The 16,443-nt window shown below is 41.4% G+C and carries 13 protein-coding genes and 1 pseudogene; 5 read left to right on the top strand and 9 right to left on the bottom strand.

From position 1 onward, the window contains the following. Window positions 1-36: 36 nt before the first annotated feature. Window positions 37-1,551 (bottom strand): methyl-accepting chemotaxis protein, encoded by a 1,515-nt coding sequence (locus JVX94_RS15400; RefSeq protein ID WP_095409940.1) that lies wholly within the window; start codon window positions 1,549-1,551, stop codon window positions 37-39. Between the two features lie 314 nt (window positions 1,552-1,865). Between JVX94_RS15400 and JVX94_RS15395 the strand changes: the two genes are divergently transcribed. Continuing rightward, complete coding sequence (locus JVX94_RS15395; RefSeq protein ID WP_095409941.1) at window positions 1,866-3,203, top strand: amino acid permease; 1,338 nt, start codon at window positions 1,866-1,868, stop codon at window positions 3,201-3,203. 31 nt (window positions 3,204-3,234) lie between these two features. On the opposite strand, the gene JVX94_RS15390 is transcribed toward JVX94_RS15395, so the two are convergent. The 7 genes and pseudogenes from JVX94_RS15390 to JVX94_RS15360 all read right to left on the bottom strand — a co-directional run bounded on the left by JVX94_RS15390 (window position 3,235) and on the right by JVX94_RS15360 (window position 10,556). Further along, window positions 3,235-4,323: a DNA alkylation repair protein gene (locus JVX94_RS15390; RefSeq protein ID WP_144471679.1), complete on the bottom strand. Its 1,089-nt coding sequence runs from the start codon at window positions 4,321-4,323 to the stop codon at window positions 3,235-3,237. A gap of 110 nt (window positions 4,324-4,433) precedes the next feature. Next, window positions 4,434-5,762 (bottom strand): GntP family permease, encoded by a 1,329-nt coding sequence (locus JVX94_RS15385; protein WP_095409943.1) that lies wholly within the window; start codon window positions 5,760-5,762, stop codon window positions 4,434-4,436. A 24-nt stretch (window positions 5,763-5,786) separates the two neighbouring features. Continuing rightward, window positions 5,787-7,331, bottom strand: a complete 1,545-nt coding sequence (gene gntK / locus JVX94_RS15380; protein ID WP_095409944.1) for a gluconokinase — start codon at window positions 7,329-7,331, stop codon at window positions 5,787-5,789. 184 nt (window positions 7,332-7,515) lie between these two features. After that, window positions 7,516-8,373, bottom strand: a complete 858-nt coding sequence (locus JVX94_RS15375; protein ID WP_197197537.1) for a MurR/RpiR family transcriptional regulator — start codon at window positions 8,371-8,373, stop codon at window positions 7,516-7,518. A 92-nt stretch (window positions 8,374-8,465) separates the two neighbouring features. Further along, window positions 8,466-9,401, bottom strand: a complete 936-nt coding sequence (locus JVX94_RS15370; RefSeq protein WP_205183668.1) for a nucleoside hydrolase — start codon at window positions 9,399-9,401, stop codon at window positions 8,466-8,468. A 94-nt stretch (window positions 9,402-9,495) separates the two neighbouring features. Then, window positions 9,496-9,972: pseudogene (locus JVX94_RS15365) on the bottom strand (DUF1433 domain-containing protein). Between the two features lie 83 nt (window positions 9,973-10,055). Continuing rightward, a complete protein-coding gene (locus tag JVX94_RS15360) occupies window positions 10,056-10,556 on the bottom strand; it encodes a DUF1433 domain-containing protein (protein ID WP_095409946.1) in 501 nt (166 codons plus the stop codon). Between the two features lie 111 nt (window positions 10,557-10,667). Here JVX94_RS15360 and JVX94_RS15355 point away from each other — a divergent pair, with 111 nt between their 5' ends. The 3 genes from JVX94_RS15355 (at window position 10,668) to JVX94_RS15345 (ending at window position 14,343) form a co-directional block, all read left to right on the top strand. After that, the gene (locus tag JVX94_RS15355; protein WP_240193776.1) at window positions 10,668-12,161 is read left to right on the top strand and encodes a lipase family protein; all 1,494 of its coding nucleotides are present in this window, start codon (window positions 10,668-10,670) and stop codon (window positions 12,159-12,161) included. Between the two features lie 12 nt (window positions 12,162-12,173). After that, entirely contained in the window at window positions 12,174-12,584 is a 411-nt protein-coding gene (locus JVX94_RS15350; protein WP_095409948.1) for a hypothetical protein, read from the top strand. Between the two features lie 82 nt (window positions 12,585-12,666). Beyond that, window positions 12,667-14,343: a hypothetical protein gene (locus tag JVX94_RS15345; protein ID WP_151039592.1), complete on the top strand. Its 1,677-nt coding sequence runs from the start codon at window positions 12,667-12,669 to the stop codon at window positions 14,341-14,343. A 14-nt stretch (window positions 14,344-14,357) separates the two neighbouring features. Here JVX94_RS15345 and JVX94_RS15340 read toward each other — a convergent pair whose 3' ends face one another. Further along, window positions 14,358-15,257: a LysR family transcriptional regulator gene (locus JVX94_RS15340; RefSeq protein ID WP_024427566.1), complete on the bottom strand. Its 900-nt coding sequence runs from the start codon at window positions 15,255-15,257 to the stop codon at window positions 14,358-14,360. A gap of 172 nt (window positions 15,258-15,429) precedes the next feature. On the opposite strand from JVX94_RS15340, the gene JVX94_RS15335 reads away from it, so the two are divergent. After that, on the top strand, window positions 15,430-16,425 hold the full coding sequence (locus JVX94_RS15335) for a LacI family DNA-binding transcriptional regulator (protein ID WP_144484120.1): 996 nt from the start codon (window positions 15,430-15,432) through the stop codon (window positions 16,423-16,425). Window positions 16,426-16,443: the final 18 nt, after the last annotated feature.

Genomic DNA, 16,443 nt, shown 5'->3' with positions numbered 1-16,443 from the left:
AAAAACCGCCTTCTACGAGAGGGCGGTTTTTGACGTTTAAATGCTCTTTGAAAACGCCACAAGACGCTGAGACATGTGATTCACCTCATCGACTGCAGCATTCACTTGCTCTGTTAAAGCAGCCTGTGTTTGCGTAAGAGCTGTCATATTTGAGATATTATCAAGAATTTCATCAATTTGTGTTTTCATTTCCGTTAAACTAGATTCGATATTTTCCGTTGCATTGGCACTATGCAGCGCCAGCTTCCGTACTTCATCTGCAACAACAGAGAAACCACGTCCCTGTTCACCAGCTCTAGCTGCTTCGATTGCAGCATTTAGACCAAGCAGGTTCGTTTGGTTCGCCACTTCTTTGATTAAGTCAGAAATATTTTTCGTCTCATCAGCACTATTTTTTGCTAGATTTGCGGCAGATGTTGACTGCTCTTGAGCAACAGCAAGCTCCTGTGCTTGATTTGTCACAGAACTAATGCCCGATACCATCTCACTAATAGAACTTGAAAGCTGTTCTACTTGTGAAGCCATTTCATTTGCTGTTTTCTCTTTGTTTTTTTCTAACGTGATGTCACGAATGGTTCCTGCCACACGAAGAGGCACACCTTTTTCATCACGAATGGTTTCACCACCAGCATGATACCAGCGGTACTCACCATTTTTACTTTGTAATCTGTAATCAATGTCGAATGGTGTGCGGCCAGAGTGGTCATTTAAATGATCTGCAAAAGCTTGAAGAGCCATTTCTTGATCCTCAGGATGCAGACGATCGCTCCAGCTGCTTAACACGTTCGGGAAATCTTTTTCGTCAGTAAAGCCAAGCGTTTTTCTGAACTGCGGAGACCACCAGAATTCGTTACTTGGATTGACTGGATCGCCAGCCTCTACCACCATGTCCCAAGGAGCTTCGACAAGCGCACGGTTGATTAAGTCATATCTTGTGACGAATGCTTGCAGCTCTTCTTCTTTCATTTTCTGATCATGAATATCAAAAAGAGCTCCCGCCACACGAAGAGGGACACCATTTCGATCACGAACGGTCGTTCCAGTTGCTTTGAACCAGCGATAATCTCCGTTTTTCAACTTCAAGCGATATTCGATATCATATGGCGTACGCCCTGAATGATCCAATAAATGCGCAGAGAATGCATTTAATGTATATTCTTGTTCATCCGGATGTATTCTAGATGCCCAGCTGTCTAATAAATTCGGAAAATCGTGCTCATTTTGAAAGCCGATCATTCTGCGGAATTCATCCGTCCATGTGAATTCATTTTTTGGATTGACCGGGTCTCCAGCGATAACGACCATATCCCATAAGCCAACTTGAATGGCTTTTGTCACTAAATCCATCCGCATTTGAATATTTTCATTGGCATCCTGCATCTTTTGCAAAGCTTCATTAATTTGCGCTACCGCTTCTATCGTTTGGCTAGAAGAAAATGCAGCAGTATCTAATCTTGCTGAAAGGTCTCCTTTTTCGATTCTTTCTATTAATTGGCTGCTTTCACTCAGAAGGAGTCCAGCCGATGAATCATTTGCTTTTCTCTTAAACATCTTTCATAACTCCTTTCAACTCTAACTTTCTTGAAATATTTTACAGTTATAAACAATTCTTTATTAGGACTTTAGTAATACAAATGATATATCGACAAAAACTGAAAATTGTTTATGTCATAAATAAGGCAAATGTTCATTTATTTGAAGTTTCATTTTTAGAATATGGATGAAATAAGGTAATTATGGATATAAGTATATGTTTTGATAGAATCCATCTCTATTTTTGTCTGAAAAATCTCTTTTTTTATATTGACACTGACGTCTTGAAAAAAGAAAATGGAACATAAGCATTTTTAAAAAAGGAGAACGTCATGAGCGCGAATCAGGAGCAACAAGAATTAAAAAAGCTTTTATCACCACGTCACATTCGCATGATTGCGATGGGCGGGGTCATTGGTACAGGAATCTTTAAAGGAAGTGCCGATACAATTGGTTTAGCAGGTCCTGGGGTCATCTTTTCCTATGTATTTGCCGGATTGCTGCTCCTCATTGTGATGGCAGCATTAGCCGAAATGGCCATAGTTTATCCGGGAAACAATCTTCGCGACCTTATACAAATTGCGCTTGGTCAACGTTTTTCATTTGTTGTCGGCTGGGTTTACTGTTTTATGTGGCTCACTGTATGTGTCATTGAGATTATTGCAGCTGGCAGTCTGCTTCAATACTGGCTGCCGAACGTACCGCTATGGTCACTATGTTTACTTTGCTCCCTCTTAGTCATCGGAATTAACTTAAATAATGTAAAATACTTTGGTGAAATTGAGTTTTGGTTTGCTGGAATGAAGATTTTCGTTATTATTGTTTTTATTATTCTCGGTGCAGCATTATTATTTGGGATCATTCCAAACGAACAAAGCACACCAGCGCTTACCAACTATCAAAACTTCGTCCCGAACGGATGGGGTGCGATCTTTGCATCACTTTTAGTGGTTATTTTCTCTTATGGAGGCTCTGAATTGATCGGGCTGACCATTACTGAAACAAAGGATGCGGAGAAGGTCTTGCCTGGAGTAGTCAAAAGTATGATGTGGCGGATTATTTTATTTTACACATTACCGATTTTGATCATCTGCGGACTCATTCCTTGGAATCAAATTGACCCAAATAACAGTCCTTTTGTCCAAGTCTTCTCTGCTGCTGGTATGCAAGGCGCCTCTCACTTCATTAATTTCGTATTGATTACAGCGGTTCTATCTGCTGCGAATTCCGGAATTTATGGAACGACGAGAATGATTCATTCTCTGGCTAAATCAGATGGCGGTCCGAAAAAACTGGCACAGGTAAACAAAAGAGGCGTACCCATTTTAAGTTTATGGGTTACCGTTCTATTTCTTCTCATCGGAACATTTTTTGCTTACTTATATCCAGACCAAATTTTCAGCTATATGCTGGCTATTCCTGGTTTTGCTGTTTCACTCATTTGGATCAGCATTTGTATGGCTCATCTGAAGCTGCGTCCAAAATATCCACAGGAGCCGTATTTCAAGGTGTGGCTGTTTCCATATTTGACTTTATTTGCATGTCTTGTACTCAGTTTGAGCTTTGTTTTGTTCCTATTCAGACAAGAAAACCTGCCTAGCTCCATTATCAGCATCGGCTTCTTAGTCGCTGCCATCATCGCTTCATTCTTAATGAAAAAGAAGGCTTAAACGCCAAAACCCGCCGAAATGGCGGGTTTTTTCATGAGCTGCTATCTTCTGTTACCTCAAAATCAACCGATGCTTTTGGGATGCCATTGATAATAATCGTTAAAGTATGGGTTCCCTCATAGTGCTTTCTCGTCGTCATATTTTGAAAGGACTGTGACCTGACGAATTCTCTATGTAACGCTGAACTTGTTTCAAACTCTGTGATTTTAAATACCTTTTGATTGCGGGTACCCCGAGCTTTGACATAGTCTATGGCATACTCTACACGCAGCTTTAGTGGCTTATCAGCCTGAAGTGTAAATTGAAAGGTCATTTTCTCTCCAATACGAATAGGATCTTGAACTACCTCCAAATCCGTTACTTGAACAGATGGATCATCCCCATAGCCAAACAAAGCCATGATATCTGGATCGCCTTTTTTTAGTAAGGTTCGGGATGCATGTTTAATGATCCAGTTCGTATGTTCATTCGTTCCATACCAGCTTTTAGCCGTCTTCTTCATCAGATCAGGCTGAATCGCAGAAATGTCATTTAAGTGGTTTGCTACACTTTTTTGCACATAGCGCGCTGGGTCCGACTTCAAGTTTTCTAAAATAGGCAGCGTAACAGAAGGGTCCTTTTTAAGCGCAGGAACAGTTAATCCCCATGGCAAACGTGGTCTGCTTCCTTCACTAGCCAGCCGTCGAATATGCTCATTTTGATTTTGTGACCATACAAGCATTTGCGCCAGCATTTTTTCTTGATCCTGAATTAGAAAAGGTCGAACGGCAAATTCAGAAGTGGAGAAAGGCGTAAAGAATTCGAGCGCCTTGATCGAGATATCCCAATGTGCTAGACCGTACGTTTCGACGTAGTCTGGAAATACAAGCGCACTAAGTCCTGAAAAATGCGGGGCTGTCTGACGCAGCACCTCAATTGCCTGCTCATAATCCTTAGACAGACAAGCATGCATCGATTCAGTGACTCTTTTCATTCTGCCTTTTAACTCAAGCTGCTGCCAATCCTTTTGAAACACAAGCCGTTGGAATTTTTCAACATCAAATCCGGTCGACGCTTGTGCAAGTTTCTCCGCTAATTCTTCAATAAATAATTCATGATAAACATGTTTTAATGGTTCGATCGTGTCCGCCTCCCACTTCTCAGTACCTTCATTTTACCCCAATCTGAAAAAAGTGGTATTGCCACAAGCAAAAACAGCCCAATTCCGCAGAACCAGGCTGTTGTGTTTCGCTATATAAACATATTAATGATCATAATAAATGCAATAGCACAAACGGAAATGATCGTCTCCATAGCCGTCCATGTCAAAAACGTTTCTTTAATGGTCATACCAAAATACTCTTTGATCAGCCAAAAACCAGAGTCATTGACGTGAGACAAAATCAACGAACCCGCCCCTGTTGCTAACACTAGAAGCTCTCTGCTCACATCCGGCATAGATGCAGCAATCGGTGCGACAATACCAGCTGCGGTCATCATGGAGACCGTAGCAGATCCTGTTGCCACACGAATAACAGCAGCAATCAGCCAGCTAAGCAAAATTGGCGAGATCGGCGAGTGTTTGGCTAAATCTGCAATATAATCACCAACACCCGAATCGATGAGCACATTATTGAAAGCCCCGCCTGCCCCAATGACAAGCAGAATGGAAGCAATCGGTCCTAAACATTCATTACTAAAGGAAAGCACCCGGTCACGGCTCATCCCTTGCACAAAGCCAAGACTGAAGAAAGAATACACCGTTGCAATCAGCAGTGCTGTAATTGGATCTCCAATGTACTTGAATATCTGAAACCATAAACTGTCCTCTGGTAAAATAATATCCGCCAGGGTGGCAAGAAGCATTAGAATCACTGGCACCAAAATCGTAAACATCGTATTTGCAAAGCCGGGAAGTTTTCGATCTTCATTGCGTTCAGTAAATTGCTTTCTCAGCAGCTCTGGAACTGGTTTATGAATCCGCTTTCCAATCCACTTTCCATACAGCGGCCCAGCAATAATTGCTGTCGGCAAACCGACAATAATGGAAAAGAAAATGGTTTTCCCCACGTTGGCATGATAAATGCCGACAGCTGCCATAGCAGCTGGATGAGGCGGCACAAGACCATGAACGACAGACAAGCCAGCAATGAGCGAAATCCCAATTGTCACGAGCGAGATGCCTGTTTCAATCGCAATCGTAAACAATAAAGGAATGAGAAGAACGAATCCGACCTGGAAAAAGACAGGTATTCCCACAATAAAGGCAACAAACATCATCGCCCAATGCACGTTTTTTGTCCCAAACCGGCCGATTAATGTGTGAGCGATTCGCTCAGCTCCACCTGATTCAGCCATCATTTTCCCAAGCATGGTTCCAAGCGCTAGAACGATGGCCAGCAATGATAACGTATTGCCTAACCCCGTTTTAATGGATTGAATGATTTCCTGCAGGTCCATCCCTGTGGCAAAGCCGACTAACATAGAGGTAATAATTAAACTCACAAACGGATTCAACTTAGCAACTGTTATGAGGATGAGTAATAGGACAATTGCCGCAATCACGATGAATAAAAGCATGCTCTCCCACCTTTTCCCTGATGTTTAATGATTTTGTTTTAATTGCAGCGCACTAATGACATCAAATTCATCCTTCAGTTTGTCATAGAGACGCTCATATAAATAAAACATTTCTATGTATGTTTCATTGTTCTCCATATTTGGTTCATGACGGGCAGAGATTCGAATCCAATCTTGAACCTCTTCTATCTCTTCCATATAACCTAAACTATGAAGTGCGAGCACAGCCGCCCCAAGTGCTGATGCCTCGTAGCTTTCTGGGACAAGTACTTCCCTTCCCATTGTATCCGCTAAAATTTGCCGCCAAAGCGGAGATCGCGCAAATCCGCCTGACGCCCTGACATCCTTTGCTGAACCGGTTAAATCCCTTAAGGCAACACCGATCGAGAAAACACTCATGATGACGCCTTCTAACACAGCTCTTATAAAATGCTCCCGCTTATGCTGAAGACCAATCCCAAAGAAAGTGCCTCTCGCATTTGGATTCCAATAAGGTGCACGCTCACCTGTTAAAAATGGCAGAAACAGCAGCCCCTCTGAGCCGGCTGGAACTTTTTTTGCAATATCAATCATCAGGTCGTAAGGGTCCACTCCAAGGCGCTTTGCTACCTCCACCTCCGAGGAACCAAATTCATCCTTCAGCCATCTCAGCATGATCCCGCCATTATTCGTCGGTCCTCCAACCACCCAATGCTTATCAGTCAACGCATAGCAGAACGTTCTTGATTGCTCATCTGTTATTGGTTTGTCCACGACCGTACGGACTGCACCGCTTGTCCCAATCGTGACAGCCACCTCACCTTTTCCAATTGCGCCCACACCTAAATTCGCTAGAACCCCATCATTCGCACCAACCACAAATGGTGTATCTTCCGCAATGCCCATTCTTAGGGCAATCTCTGGCTGAAGACCTCTCAGCTGATGCGTCGTGGAGACAAGTTCAGACAATTGACTGGCATCAATTCCAGCAATGCGAAGCGCCTGCTCATCCCATTGAAGCGTTTCCAAACGGAACAGTCCCGTTGCTGAAGCGATTGAATAATCGACGACATACTGACCGAAGAAATGATAAAGAATATATTCTTTAATGGAAATAAATTTCGCTGCCTTTTTGAAGACATCAGGTGCCATTTCCTTGATCCACCGTATTTTTGAAAGCGGTGACATTGGATGGATCGGCGTGCCGGTTCTTTTATACACTTCGAAGCCGTCCATGTCTGAAGTGATTCGCTTCGCTTGCTCTGCACTTCTGTTATCTGCCCAAATGATACTGTTCGTTAACGCCTGGCCATCCTTATCCATCACAATCAAGGAATGCATCGCTGTACTAATCCCGATGCCTATGAGATGTTTTGCATCAAATGCTGCTTTCGTCAACGCACCTCTTACACTTGCAATGACAGCTTCTAATATATGTTCAGGGTCTTGTTCAACCCATGCTGGCTGGGGCTGAATGAGATCATAAGGAACCGAATGTTTTGCTATCACTTTCCCCTGTGGTCCAAACAGCACCGCCTTTGTACTTGTTGTTCCAATATCCAAACCAATTACCGCCTGGTTTCCCTTCATCTGTATCACGCCCAATCATTGATTTGAAATCATATTTATTGTTTTGATATACCTGTTAAATCCCATTATAGGAATAATTTTTTCGACATTCAACGACTGAAAAGAAAATTATTTTCACTTAAAAGCTCACAATCGTTACCACAACGGCATTTTTCACTAATAGAAAAATTTATTTTTGAAACCATTACACCCTTTTTTGTGAAATGGTTTCTCTCATTTGTTTTAAATTTGTTAAAGTTTCCTGCTGCCTTAAGTGTGCAAGGGCAAAGTATAGTACGTCAATGACAGTGAGCTGAGCAAGTCTTGCAGACATCGCTTCTGTTCGAAAAGCCGTTTCTTGCGTCGAAGTATACAACGTGACATCGGCAAGCTGGCTCAATGGAGAGCGCTGATAGCTTGTAATACCGATGGTTTTCGCTCCTTTTTCCTTTGCTGTATTCATCGCATCGAGTAAATCTTTATTACGGCCAGAATGAGATATACCGATCACTGTACTGTGCTGGTCGAGAAGACCGGCAGACATCGCTTGGAAATGAGAATCGGTGTGAACAATACAGTTGATACCTGTCCTCATAAATTTATGAAAAGCGTCTGTTGCAATGAGGCCGGACCCGCCACTCCCATAAAACTCTAAGCGCTTTGCTTCATGAATGATTTTTATCGCTTTTTCTACATCCTCTGGATTCAACAATTGAAAGCTATCCTTTAATGCGGATATATTCGCCTGAAAAACCTTTTGCATAAAAACAGCTGTATCATCATCAAGACTCATTTCTTCATCTACATAATCAGGCTTTGTTTGATCTATTTCCTGGGCAATTGCAATCTTCAAATCTTGAAAACCCTCAAATCCAAGCCTTTTACAAAGACGAAAAATCGTTGCCTCTGAACTCGCTGTCTTTTTGGCAAGCTCGACAATAGACAAATGAATAATGTCGCCAGGTTCACTCGTAATATGTTCTGCAATTCCTTTCAGCTTTGGCGGCAATCCTCTGCTTGCTGCGCGTATTTTTTCAATACTACTTAAACTGACAGAAGCCAATTGACTTCACTCCTCCCTTATTTATGTGAGCGCATACATTTCCTCATGTTCCCATCTTATAAAAAAGAAGCCTGTTTGCACAGACTTCTTTTTTATGAATTCATCGTTTTGATCAATAAATCAAAAAAAGCTTCAGCATCTACATCGGTACACACTTGGACATTACGCTCTTTCTCCCACTGGTGCTGAAAATCACAGATCATTTGACCGTCACAAAACTCACTCTTCGTCTCCACTTCTACATGAAAAGCCTGTGTGCTTACAAGCTCCTTGTTAATGGCAAGACTTACAGCAAGCGGATCATGCATGGCACACGCCCACACACCATTGCGCTCAAAATAGCGCTGGCGGTAAATGCTTGTACTCTCTCTGATGTAAGCTGCCAACGTTTCATTTTGAATGGCATCGATTCTCTCATCCGTTAACAAGACCTGTCTCGTGACATCTAACCCCACTTGAGTCAATGAAGGGAACCCAGCATCCAGCACCAATTTCGCTGCTTCTGGGTCCGCATATGTATTGAATTCCGCAACTGGTGTGACGTTCCCCTGCCCCTTCACGACACCACCCATAAAAATGACTTCTTTCACATGATGAATCAGCTCAGGGCATTTTTTCACCGCAATGGCTAAATTCGTTAAAGGTCCTGTCAACACAAGCGTGACCTGCTTCGAATACTGTAGCACTTGTTCTATGATAAAATCAGGCGCAAAACCAGCATCTGATGTTTTCTTTGGCCGGACATCCTTTAAAGCACCGCCAATTCCATCCTCTCCGTGCACCCGATGTTCATAATGAGGTGCTCTTAAAAGAGGGGTTGCTGAACCTTTGATGACAGGAATGTTATCTGCCTCAACCAGCTCAAGCACTTTACACGTATTCAATGTAGCCGCATCGACAGGCACATTCCCGCACACAGTAGTAATCCCCAAAATATCAAACTGCTTACTTTTCACTGCCAGCAAAATCCCAATCGCATCATCGATTCCAGTATCTACATCTAAGATCAATTTCTTTGTATTTGCCATAGGTGAAATCTCTCCCTTGTTTGTAAGTGTTGTTAGGTGAATGATAGCATATGCCTGTTTCAACTATTTGGGTAATATTAGAAGGTTGATCTTATTACTCTTTTTCTCCAATGTCTTTCAGATACTGTTCCCGTTCTTTTTCTGAAAGACTATTTAGAAAATCTTCTTTTACTTGAGGATCAAAGTCATCCCAGTTCTCAAAGCGATCTGATAAATCAGGGGAATGACTCATCGAACCTATTTCATTAGATTTGTATATTAATGATGCAGAAAAATGGTATTTATCAGGCTCATTATTTATATATCCATCAACTGTGACATAACCCATAGGGCTTATAGATACATTTTTTTAAAATGTGATGGTTCTGATAAAATTGTGAATATCTTCTTCATGTAAACGTTCTTCAATTTTTGGTTTCATCTTTTCTGCGAATTTTTCTACCTTTTCTTGATCACTTTTCTCTTGCACTACTTCATCTGAAAAACTCTGATGAATGTACTCTACAACAAACACAGTTACGGAGATGACGGCGACCACAATTATGATAGAAAATTTCAATGTATTTCTCATGAAAAGCAAAAACTCCTTAATATACTTTTAATCAGTCTACAAATGCATTTGACAAAATAAAAACAGGTAGGCTAGTACCTGTTCTACTCTTTTTCTCCAATGTCTTCCAGATATTGTTCGCGTTCTTTTTTAGATAAACTATTCAGATAGTCTTCTTTCACTTGAGGATCAAAATCATCCCAGTTCTCAAAACGATCTCCTAGTTCTGCTGAATAACTCATTGAACCGATTTCTTTTGTTCTATACTTTAATGAAGCGGAGAAATTGAATTTTTCTGGCTCATCATTCACATATCCTCTAACTACAATAAAACCCATCGGACTAATGGTCACTTCATTTTCAAAAGTGATATCCTTTATAAAATGATGTATATCCATTTCATGTAGATCTTTTTCGATTTTCGGTCTCATTTTTTTTGCAAATTCTTCTGCCTTTTGTTGTTCACTTTTCTCTTTTTCTTGCACTGTATTCTTTCCTCCTGAATCATTTGGCTTACTTAGTTTTTTATTTTGAGAAATTAATGCAGATATTGAAATAATTATTATGATAGCCAAAACAATTAAAAACTTTACTGTATTCTTCATTAGTAACAATAGCCACCTTTTAAATTTTTAATCATGGGCTTAATCTCCTCACACTTACAATAGAAATTTATCAAAGTCTATAATATAATTATTAAGATAAATATTACAGGAGTGACATTTTTGTCTAAAAAAACATCCGAATTTCAACTTAACGATCAAGACTATATCTTAATATCAGAAGAATCCTATAAAATAGAAAATTATAACGCATCCAAAATAATTAAATTAAACGACGGAAAAATCATGCACGTAATTGACTACAAAGAAACTAGAAACGGCCTTAATGCACTAACCCTTGTCTCAAGAGAAGATTATCGTATTTCAAACAAAGGAAAAGACCTCACCAAAATCAAAAACGCAGTCATCGCTTACCGTGGTTCTGAACCGATTGGTGCAGGCCAATATAAAGATACCATTAAAAAACATGGAAAAAAAGAGTCAGATGATCTTCTTTCTACCATTTTGACGAAGCTGCCTCCTTTTAGTCGATCGAAGGGTTCACAGGAAGTGACGACTAAGTTGACAACAGGCACAACCGCCTATACAAATGAAATTGTTCAAGATTGGATGGTTTCGGATACAAAGTATCTGATTAAAAATATTCCATTTGAGCATGGTGCAGAGAATCAAATGGTTCAAGCGGATCGATATGCGAAAGAAATACATAAGAAAATGCCGAATGCCAAAATGTATGTGACAGGTCATTCACTCGGCGGGTCAAATGCTTCCTATGTTCTTGTCAAAAACGACTTTATTCAAGGCGGGGTCACATTTGAGAATCCAAATATTTATCCAAATCTATCAGATGGTCTACAGGCTAAAGCATTAAAAGGCGATTACCGCAGTAGATTAACAGAATATATCAATCTCAATGACGGGCTTTCTCTTTTAAATCGGCATACGACAGAAATCGGTCGAGTGAAAGTGATGTATGATGCCGCTCTCCCCGAAGGCGTCGATTACTCCGAGGACTCCTCAAAAGCCGTCCAATTCATGAAAGACCTCCTCAATCGGGCAATGAGTGTAAATCCTTCACTGGATGCGAATTTATTCCTTGAAGCAATCGCTGGCAGCCATGGATTAGATCGTTATACCTTTTCGCCAGACGGCTCCGTTCAAACCATTGATGATATGTTGAGAAAAAATCCTTCACTTACCACAGCCATGTTACATCAGTTGAGTCAATCAAATGTTGATCCTCATAGTGTGGTGGCGATTTTAATTAAGTCCCACGTTCTCATGAACACAGGGCGTAAATTCTCGACATATGCCGATCACCATATGCAGCAAATCATTCGTAAAATTGAGAAACTCGATGACAAAGTGGATCAATCTGTAGAACGGGTACGCTCAAGGTATAAACAAATTGTTGGCTTTGGTTCTTATGATCAGCTGACGGCTTCAGATGTGGATGCTGTGATTCGCCACTTAAAAACAGAGGGTCTTGAGAATGAGTTCTATTCGGTCAAAAAGTATGATAAAGCGATTGATAACGCTATGAATTTAAAAAGATGGCTGGACTCAATATCAGACGATATGAGCGAGCTAGGAAAACAATACCATGATGCAGATACAGCCCTGGCGAAGAACATGGGTATTTCTTAAGGAGTACGATAAATGGAATTTTCAAAGAAACAACCAACAGATGCAGATCGTTTTTTGCAAAGAATGACAGATACGCATACATCAAGCTCCATCTTCTCAAAAGCAAACTTTGACACGGAAGACATGACACCAGCAGAGCTGGCGGCTTTGAAAGCAAAGATCAAAGAAGAACAGAAAACGGCACTTATCAGAGCCATCCGGCATCAGCTTCAAAATGAATTTGCAGAAGATCGCCAAGAAGCGGAAAAAATTTTAGATCTAATTGACGACCTTCTGGTCAAAGTGTATAAACAGCAACAGCGCATCCATACGCATATGTCAGGTGAAGCCATAGACGCCTTAATAGAAAAAATTGAACAAAGACTCAAGTTTTACGAACTGAAAGAAGATGTTCAATGTGCCATCAACTCGATTGGCATTTAGATGAACCTTCCATCCAATGAATCTTTTCCCCTCCTCACTCGTATATACTAAAAGAGTGATTGATTTGAAAGGAGATCTGTTTGTGGGATATATTTTGTTATTTTCGGTAGTGATCGGTCTTGTCTTGACCCTTTTGCTCACACCGCTCAGGTTGATCGTTAGAAAGAAAGGGACAGAACAGCAGGTGCCGCTCATGTGGATTGCAGGCCTTGCTTTGCTGTTCATGATCGGTATTTTTGTATTCTATTACATCACCAATTTAGATCGTAACCCTTCATCTCTATGGCTGATTGGTCTTGTTGTGACAGCAGCAGGCGCCTTTTTGTCAGTAGGATTGGAGCGTAAGATCAAAGGTGTGCTGTTTCTTATTCTATTGCTGCTCGGTGTTTACATGGCGACAGCTTTCCTATTCAATGCGAATGAGAAATTTGATGTCTCGAAAATGGATCAAAAAGTAGAAATCAAAGCGTTTGATGAGACAGAAACACCTGCGAGTGTACCGCCTCAATTTGCTCGGAACAAAATGAAGAAATCGTTTGGACAGGTTCCAAACACAAGCTACTATGAGCTTGGCAGCTTGCAAATTCAGAAGGTCAACGGTGAGTATGTATACATCGCTCCAGTGGAGTTCTCGGACTTCTTTAAATGGATTCGTGCAGGCAGCACGCCGGGTTACTTTACATTAAGTGCGACCGACTCATCTGCTAATCCAAAATTCGTGAAAACAGAGATGGTCTATACGCCTTCCTCCTATTTCAACAAAGAAATTGAGCGGCATATCCGTCTCCAGTACCCAGATTTGATTTTCTACGGCGGTACACAGCTGGAAATCAATGATGATGGCAAGCCTTATTACATTCAAACGTATGGCGATTTCATCTCTGCCCGAAACGGCTTTAAAGCTTCCGGTGTGGTCGTTGTTGATGCCAAAACGGGTGCGACGAAGAAATATGCCCTAGATCAAGTACCTGCCTTTATCGACGGTGCTGTTTCACCAGAGGCAGTCAGTCTGCAAAACAGCTATTTCGGAAACTATATTCACGGGTTCTGGAACAGTATGTTTGGAAAGTCAGATGTAAAGCTGCCTTCCGATGAAGGAACGGAAGCCAATGTGAGCCCAGTGTTTGATTCAAAAGGAGATATGTATTACTTCACAGATTTCACAAGTCCGAAAGAGGGCGTTGATTCCATGCTCGGATATGCCCTGACCAATGCCCGGACAGGAAAAGCGACTTATTATACCGGAAATCTTGAAGAATCCTACATGGATTCTCAGGGCGCTCTGCAAATTATTGAGAAACGATTCATCGAGAAAAAATGGAAAGGGCGCATGCCGATTCTCTATAATTTCTATGGAGAAGCCAGCTGGCTCACACCTGTTCTCGATTCAAATGGATTCCTGCAAAACTACTTTATCGTTTCTGCAGCCAATCCAGAAATCGCTGCGTATGCTTCTACACCAAACGAAGCACTGAGAGCCTATAAGACAGCTCTTCAAAAGGGCGGCGGTACCGTTAACAGTTCCTCTAAGCAGGAAAAGAAAGAAGCGGCAGGGAAGGTCAAACGAGTCTACAAAGAAAAGACCGGTGATTATACAACCGTCACCTTCCTGCTAGACGATGGAAAAAGCTACACCATGTCATCTGAAAAGGAACCTCTCGTCATTTATTTAAAAGAAGGCGATCAGGTCACCATGAAATACACAGATACAGGTGAGATTTTCCTTCCAGTCGATGAAATCAAAATTAAAGGGTTATAAAAAAGACGTTTCTCCTACTGAGGAGAAGCGTCCTTTTTCTCTTTCCTTAACAATTCAACGAGCAATTCCTTATTTTTATTTCCCCCGGTCATCGGTGACTCGACATAGGAGAACTTTCGTTTGAAATCCATGCCTCTGACAGAAATAACAGCTAATTCACCGCCAATGCTGCCTCGCTGGAGGACATATTTAGATAAAACAGAAAGACCCATTCCATGGATCACAGCTTCTTTAATGGCTTGATTGCTGCTAAAGGTCACAAAGGTTCGTGCTTTCAGTCCATTTGATTTCAGGACATGCTGTAAATATTCTCCTGTCCCTGATCCCTCTTCTCTCGTGATCCATGTTTCGTTTTGTAATTGATCAATGGTGACATCTTTTCTCTTGGCAAAAGGATGATCTAATGGCGCCACAATATAAAGCTCGTCCTCTAGAAAAGTTTCTACAGAAAGCTCTTTGTCATTGGTCTGTCCTTCGATCAAACCGATGTCGACATGGAATAAACGGACATGTCTAGCGATCGCCTCTGTATTATCAATGACCACCTCAATATCAACATGCGGATAGAGCTGATGAAATTCCGCCAATATTTGCGGCAGCACATACTCACCAATTGTGAAACTCGCCCCGATGGTCAGCTTTCCTCTTGCCAAATGATGATGCTCATAAATGTCCTGCTTCGCCTGTTCATAGAGACGAATGATTTGTTTTGATCGATGGTACAGCATATCCCCAGTTGGTGTAACGGTTAATTGCTTTGGCGAACGATTCAGCAGAACGGTCTGGAATTCCTGCTCCAAGTTCTTAATATGAAGACTGACACTCGGCTGAGAAATCCGCAGTTTTTGGGCTGCTTTTGTAAAGTTCTTCTCCTCCACCACTGTCACAAATGTCTTCAGTGCATCGTAATACATCGGTCCCTCTCCTATCAGAAATCTTAATCCAACACCTTACCTATATATATCTTACTAATTCCTTTCCAGCACGTAAAGAACCGCCTAAACGAAAACAATTTAATAAAAATATTTACTAATTTTTTTAAAGACTCTATACTAAGAGGAGATATTTTCTATAGGAGGTGCTGATTTGGCAGCTAAAATAAAGGACATTGCAGAAAAAGCAGGCTTATCCATTGCAACGGTATCACGCGTACTAAACCAAGATCCCAACCTATCTGTCACCGATCAAACACGCGAAAAAGTATATGCCGCCGCAGAAGCTTTGTCCTATCAAAAGAAGACATTCAAGCATTCATTAAAAAAAATCGCCTTTCTCTATTGGATGACCGAGAAGGAAGAGCTTGAAGATATTTATTTTAAATCCATTCGACTCGGCATTGAGGAACTCACCAATACTCGGAGTCTAAATGTTACCGCTTACAATCCGTCTGATGGACTTCAATCCATTGATCCTACTACAGAAGGAATCATCGCCATCGGCCGATTTAAAACGTCAGAGCTTGACCAATTACATGCAATCACTCCGCACATTGTCTTTATTGATACGACGCCAGATGAAGACCGTTTTGATTCTGTAAAGCCGAACCTGAAACGAATTGTTGAAAAGATCATCGATTCTTTTATCGAAAAAGAGCACACATCTATTGGATTCATTGGCGGCACAGACCTTGATCTGAATACGAATGTTCATATTCCAGATATTCGTGAAACGACTTTCCGTGAATACATGATGACCCGCAATGTGCTTGATGAGCGATTGGTCTATATCGGCCACCATTTCTCAGTAGATGAAGGCTATTCGCTGATGATGAAGGCGATTGACGAGCTTGGTGATGATCTGCCCACCGCTTTTTGTGTCGCTAGTGATCCTCTTGCCATCGGCTGCTTACAAGCATTAAATGAGCGAGGATTTTCTCTGCCGAACCGCGTCAGCGTCTTTAGTATCAACGATATTCATGTGTCTCAATATGTGTCACCGCCGCTCACCACGTATCATATCCATACGTCATTACTTTGTGAGACAGCGATCGATTTACTTTTAGAAAGACTTGTGGACGGCAGAACACTACCTAAAACTGTGCTAATTGCCTCCGAACCTGTCTTTCGGAAAAGCACCATATAATCAACTGGAAGCCCCTCC

The sequence above is a fragment of the Bacillus sp. PDNC022 genome (assembly GCF_016919285.1).
Classification (GTDB): domain Bacteria; phylum Bacillota; class Bacilli; order Bacillales; family Bacillaceae; genus Bacillus; species Bacillus safensis.
Note: the sequence above shows the minus strand (reverse complement) of the source record. Positions and strands in the feature narration are given on the sequence as shown.

Bases quoted from the DNA above. Each gene is read 5' to 3' on its own strand.
- JVX94_RS15400 (WP_095409940.1), bottom strand. From the start codon at position 1,551: ATGTTTAAGAGAAAAGCAAATGATTCATCGGCTGGACTCCTTCTGAGT.
- JVX94_RS15395 (WP_095409941.1), top strand. From the start codon at position 1,866: ATGAGCGCGAATCAGGAGCAACAAGAATTAAAAAAGCTTTTATCACCA.
- JVX94_RS15385 (WP_095409943.1), bottom strand. From the start codon at position 5,762: ATGCTTTTATTCATCGTGATTGCGGCAATTGTCCTATTACTCATCCTC.
- gntK (WP_095409944.1), bottom strand. From the start codon at position 7,331: ATGAAGGGAAACCAGGCGGTAATTGGTTTGGATATTGGAACAACAAGT.
- JVX94_RS15370 (WP_205183668.1), bottom strand. From the start codon at position 9,401: ATGGCAAATACAAAGAAATTGATCTTAGATGTAGATACTGGAATCGAT.
- JVX94_RS15360 (WP_095409946.1), bottom strand. From the start codon at position 10,556: ATGAAGAATACAGTAAAGTTTTTAATTGTTTTGGCTATCATAATAATT.
- JVX94_RS15350 (WP_095409948.1), top strand. From the start codon at position 12,174: ATGGAATTTTCAAAGAAACAACCAACAGATGCAGATCGTTTTTTGCAA.
- JVX94_RS15340 (WP_024427566.1), bottom strand. From the start codon at position 15,257: ATGTATTACGATGCACTGAAGACATTTGTGACAGTGGTGGAGGAGAAG.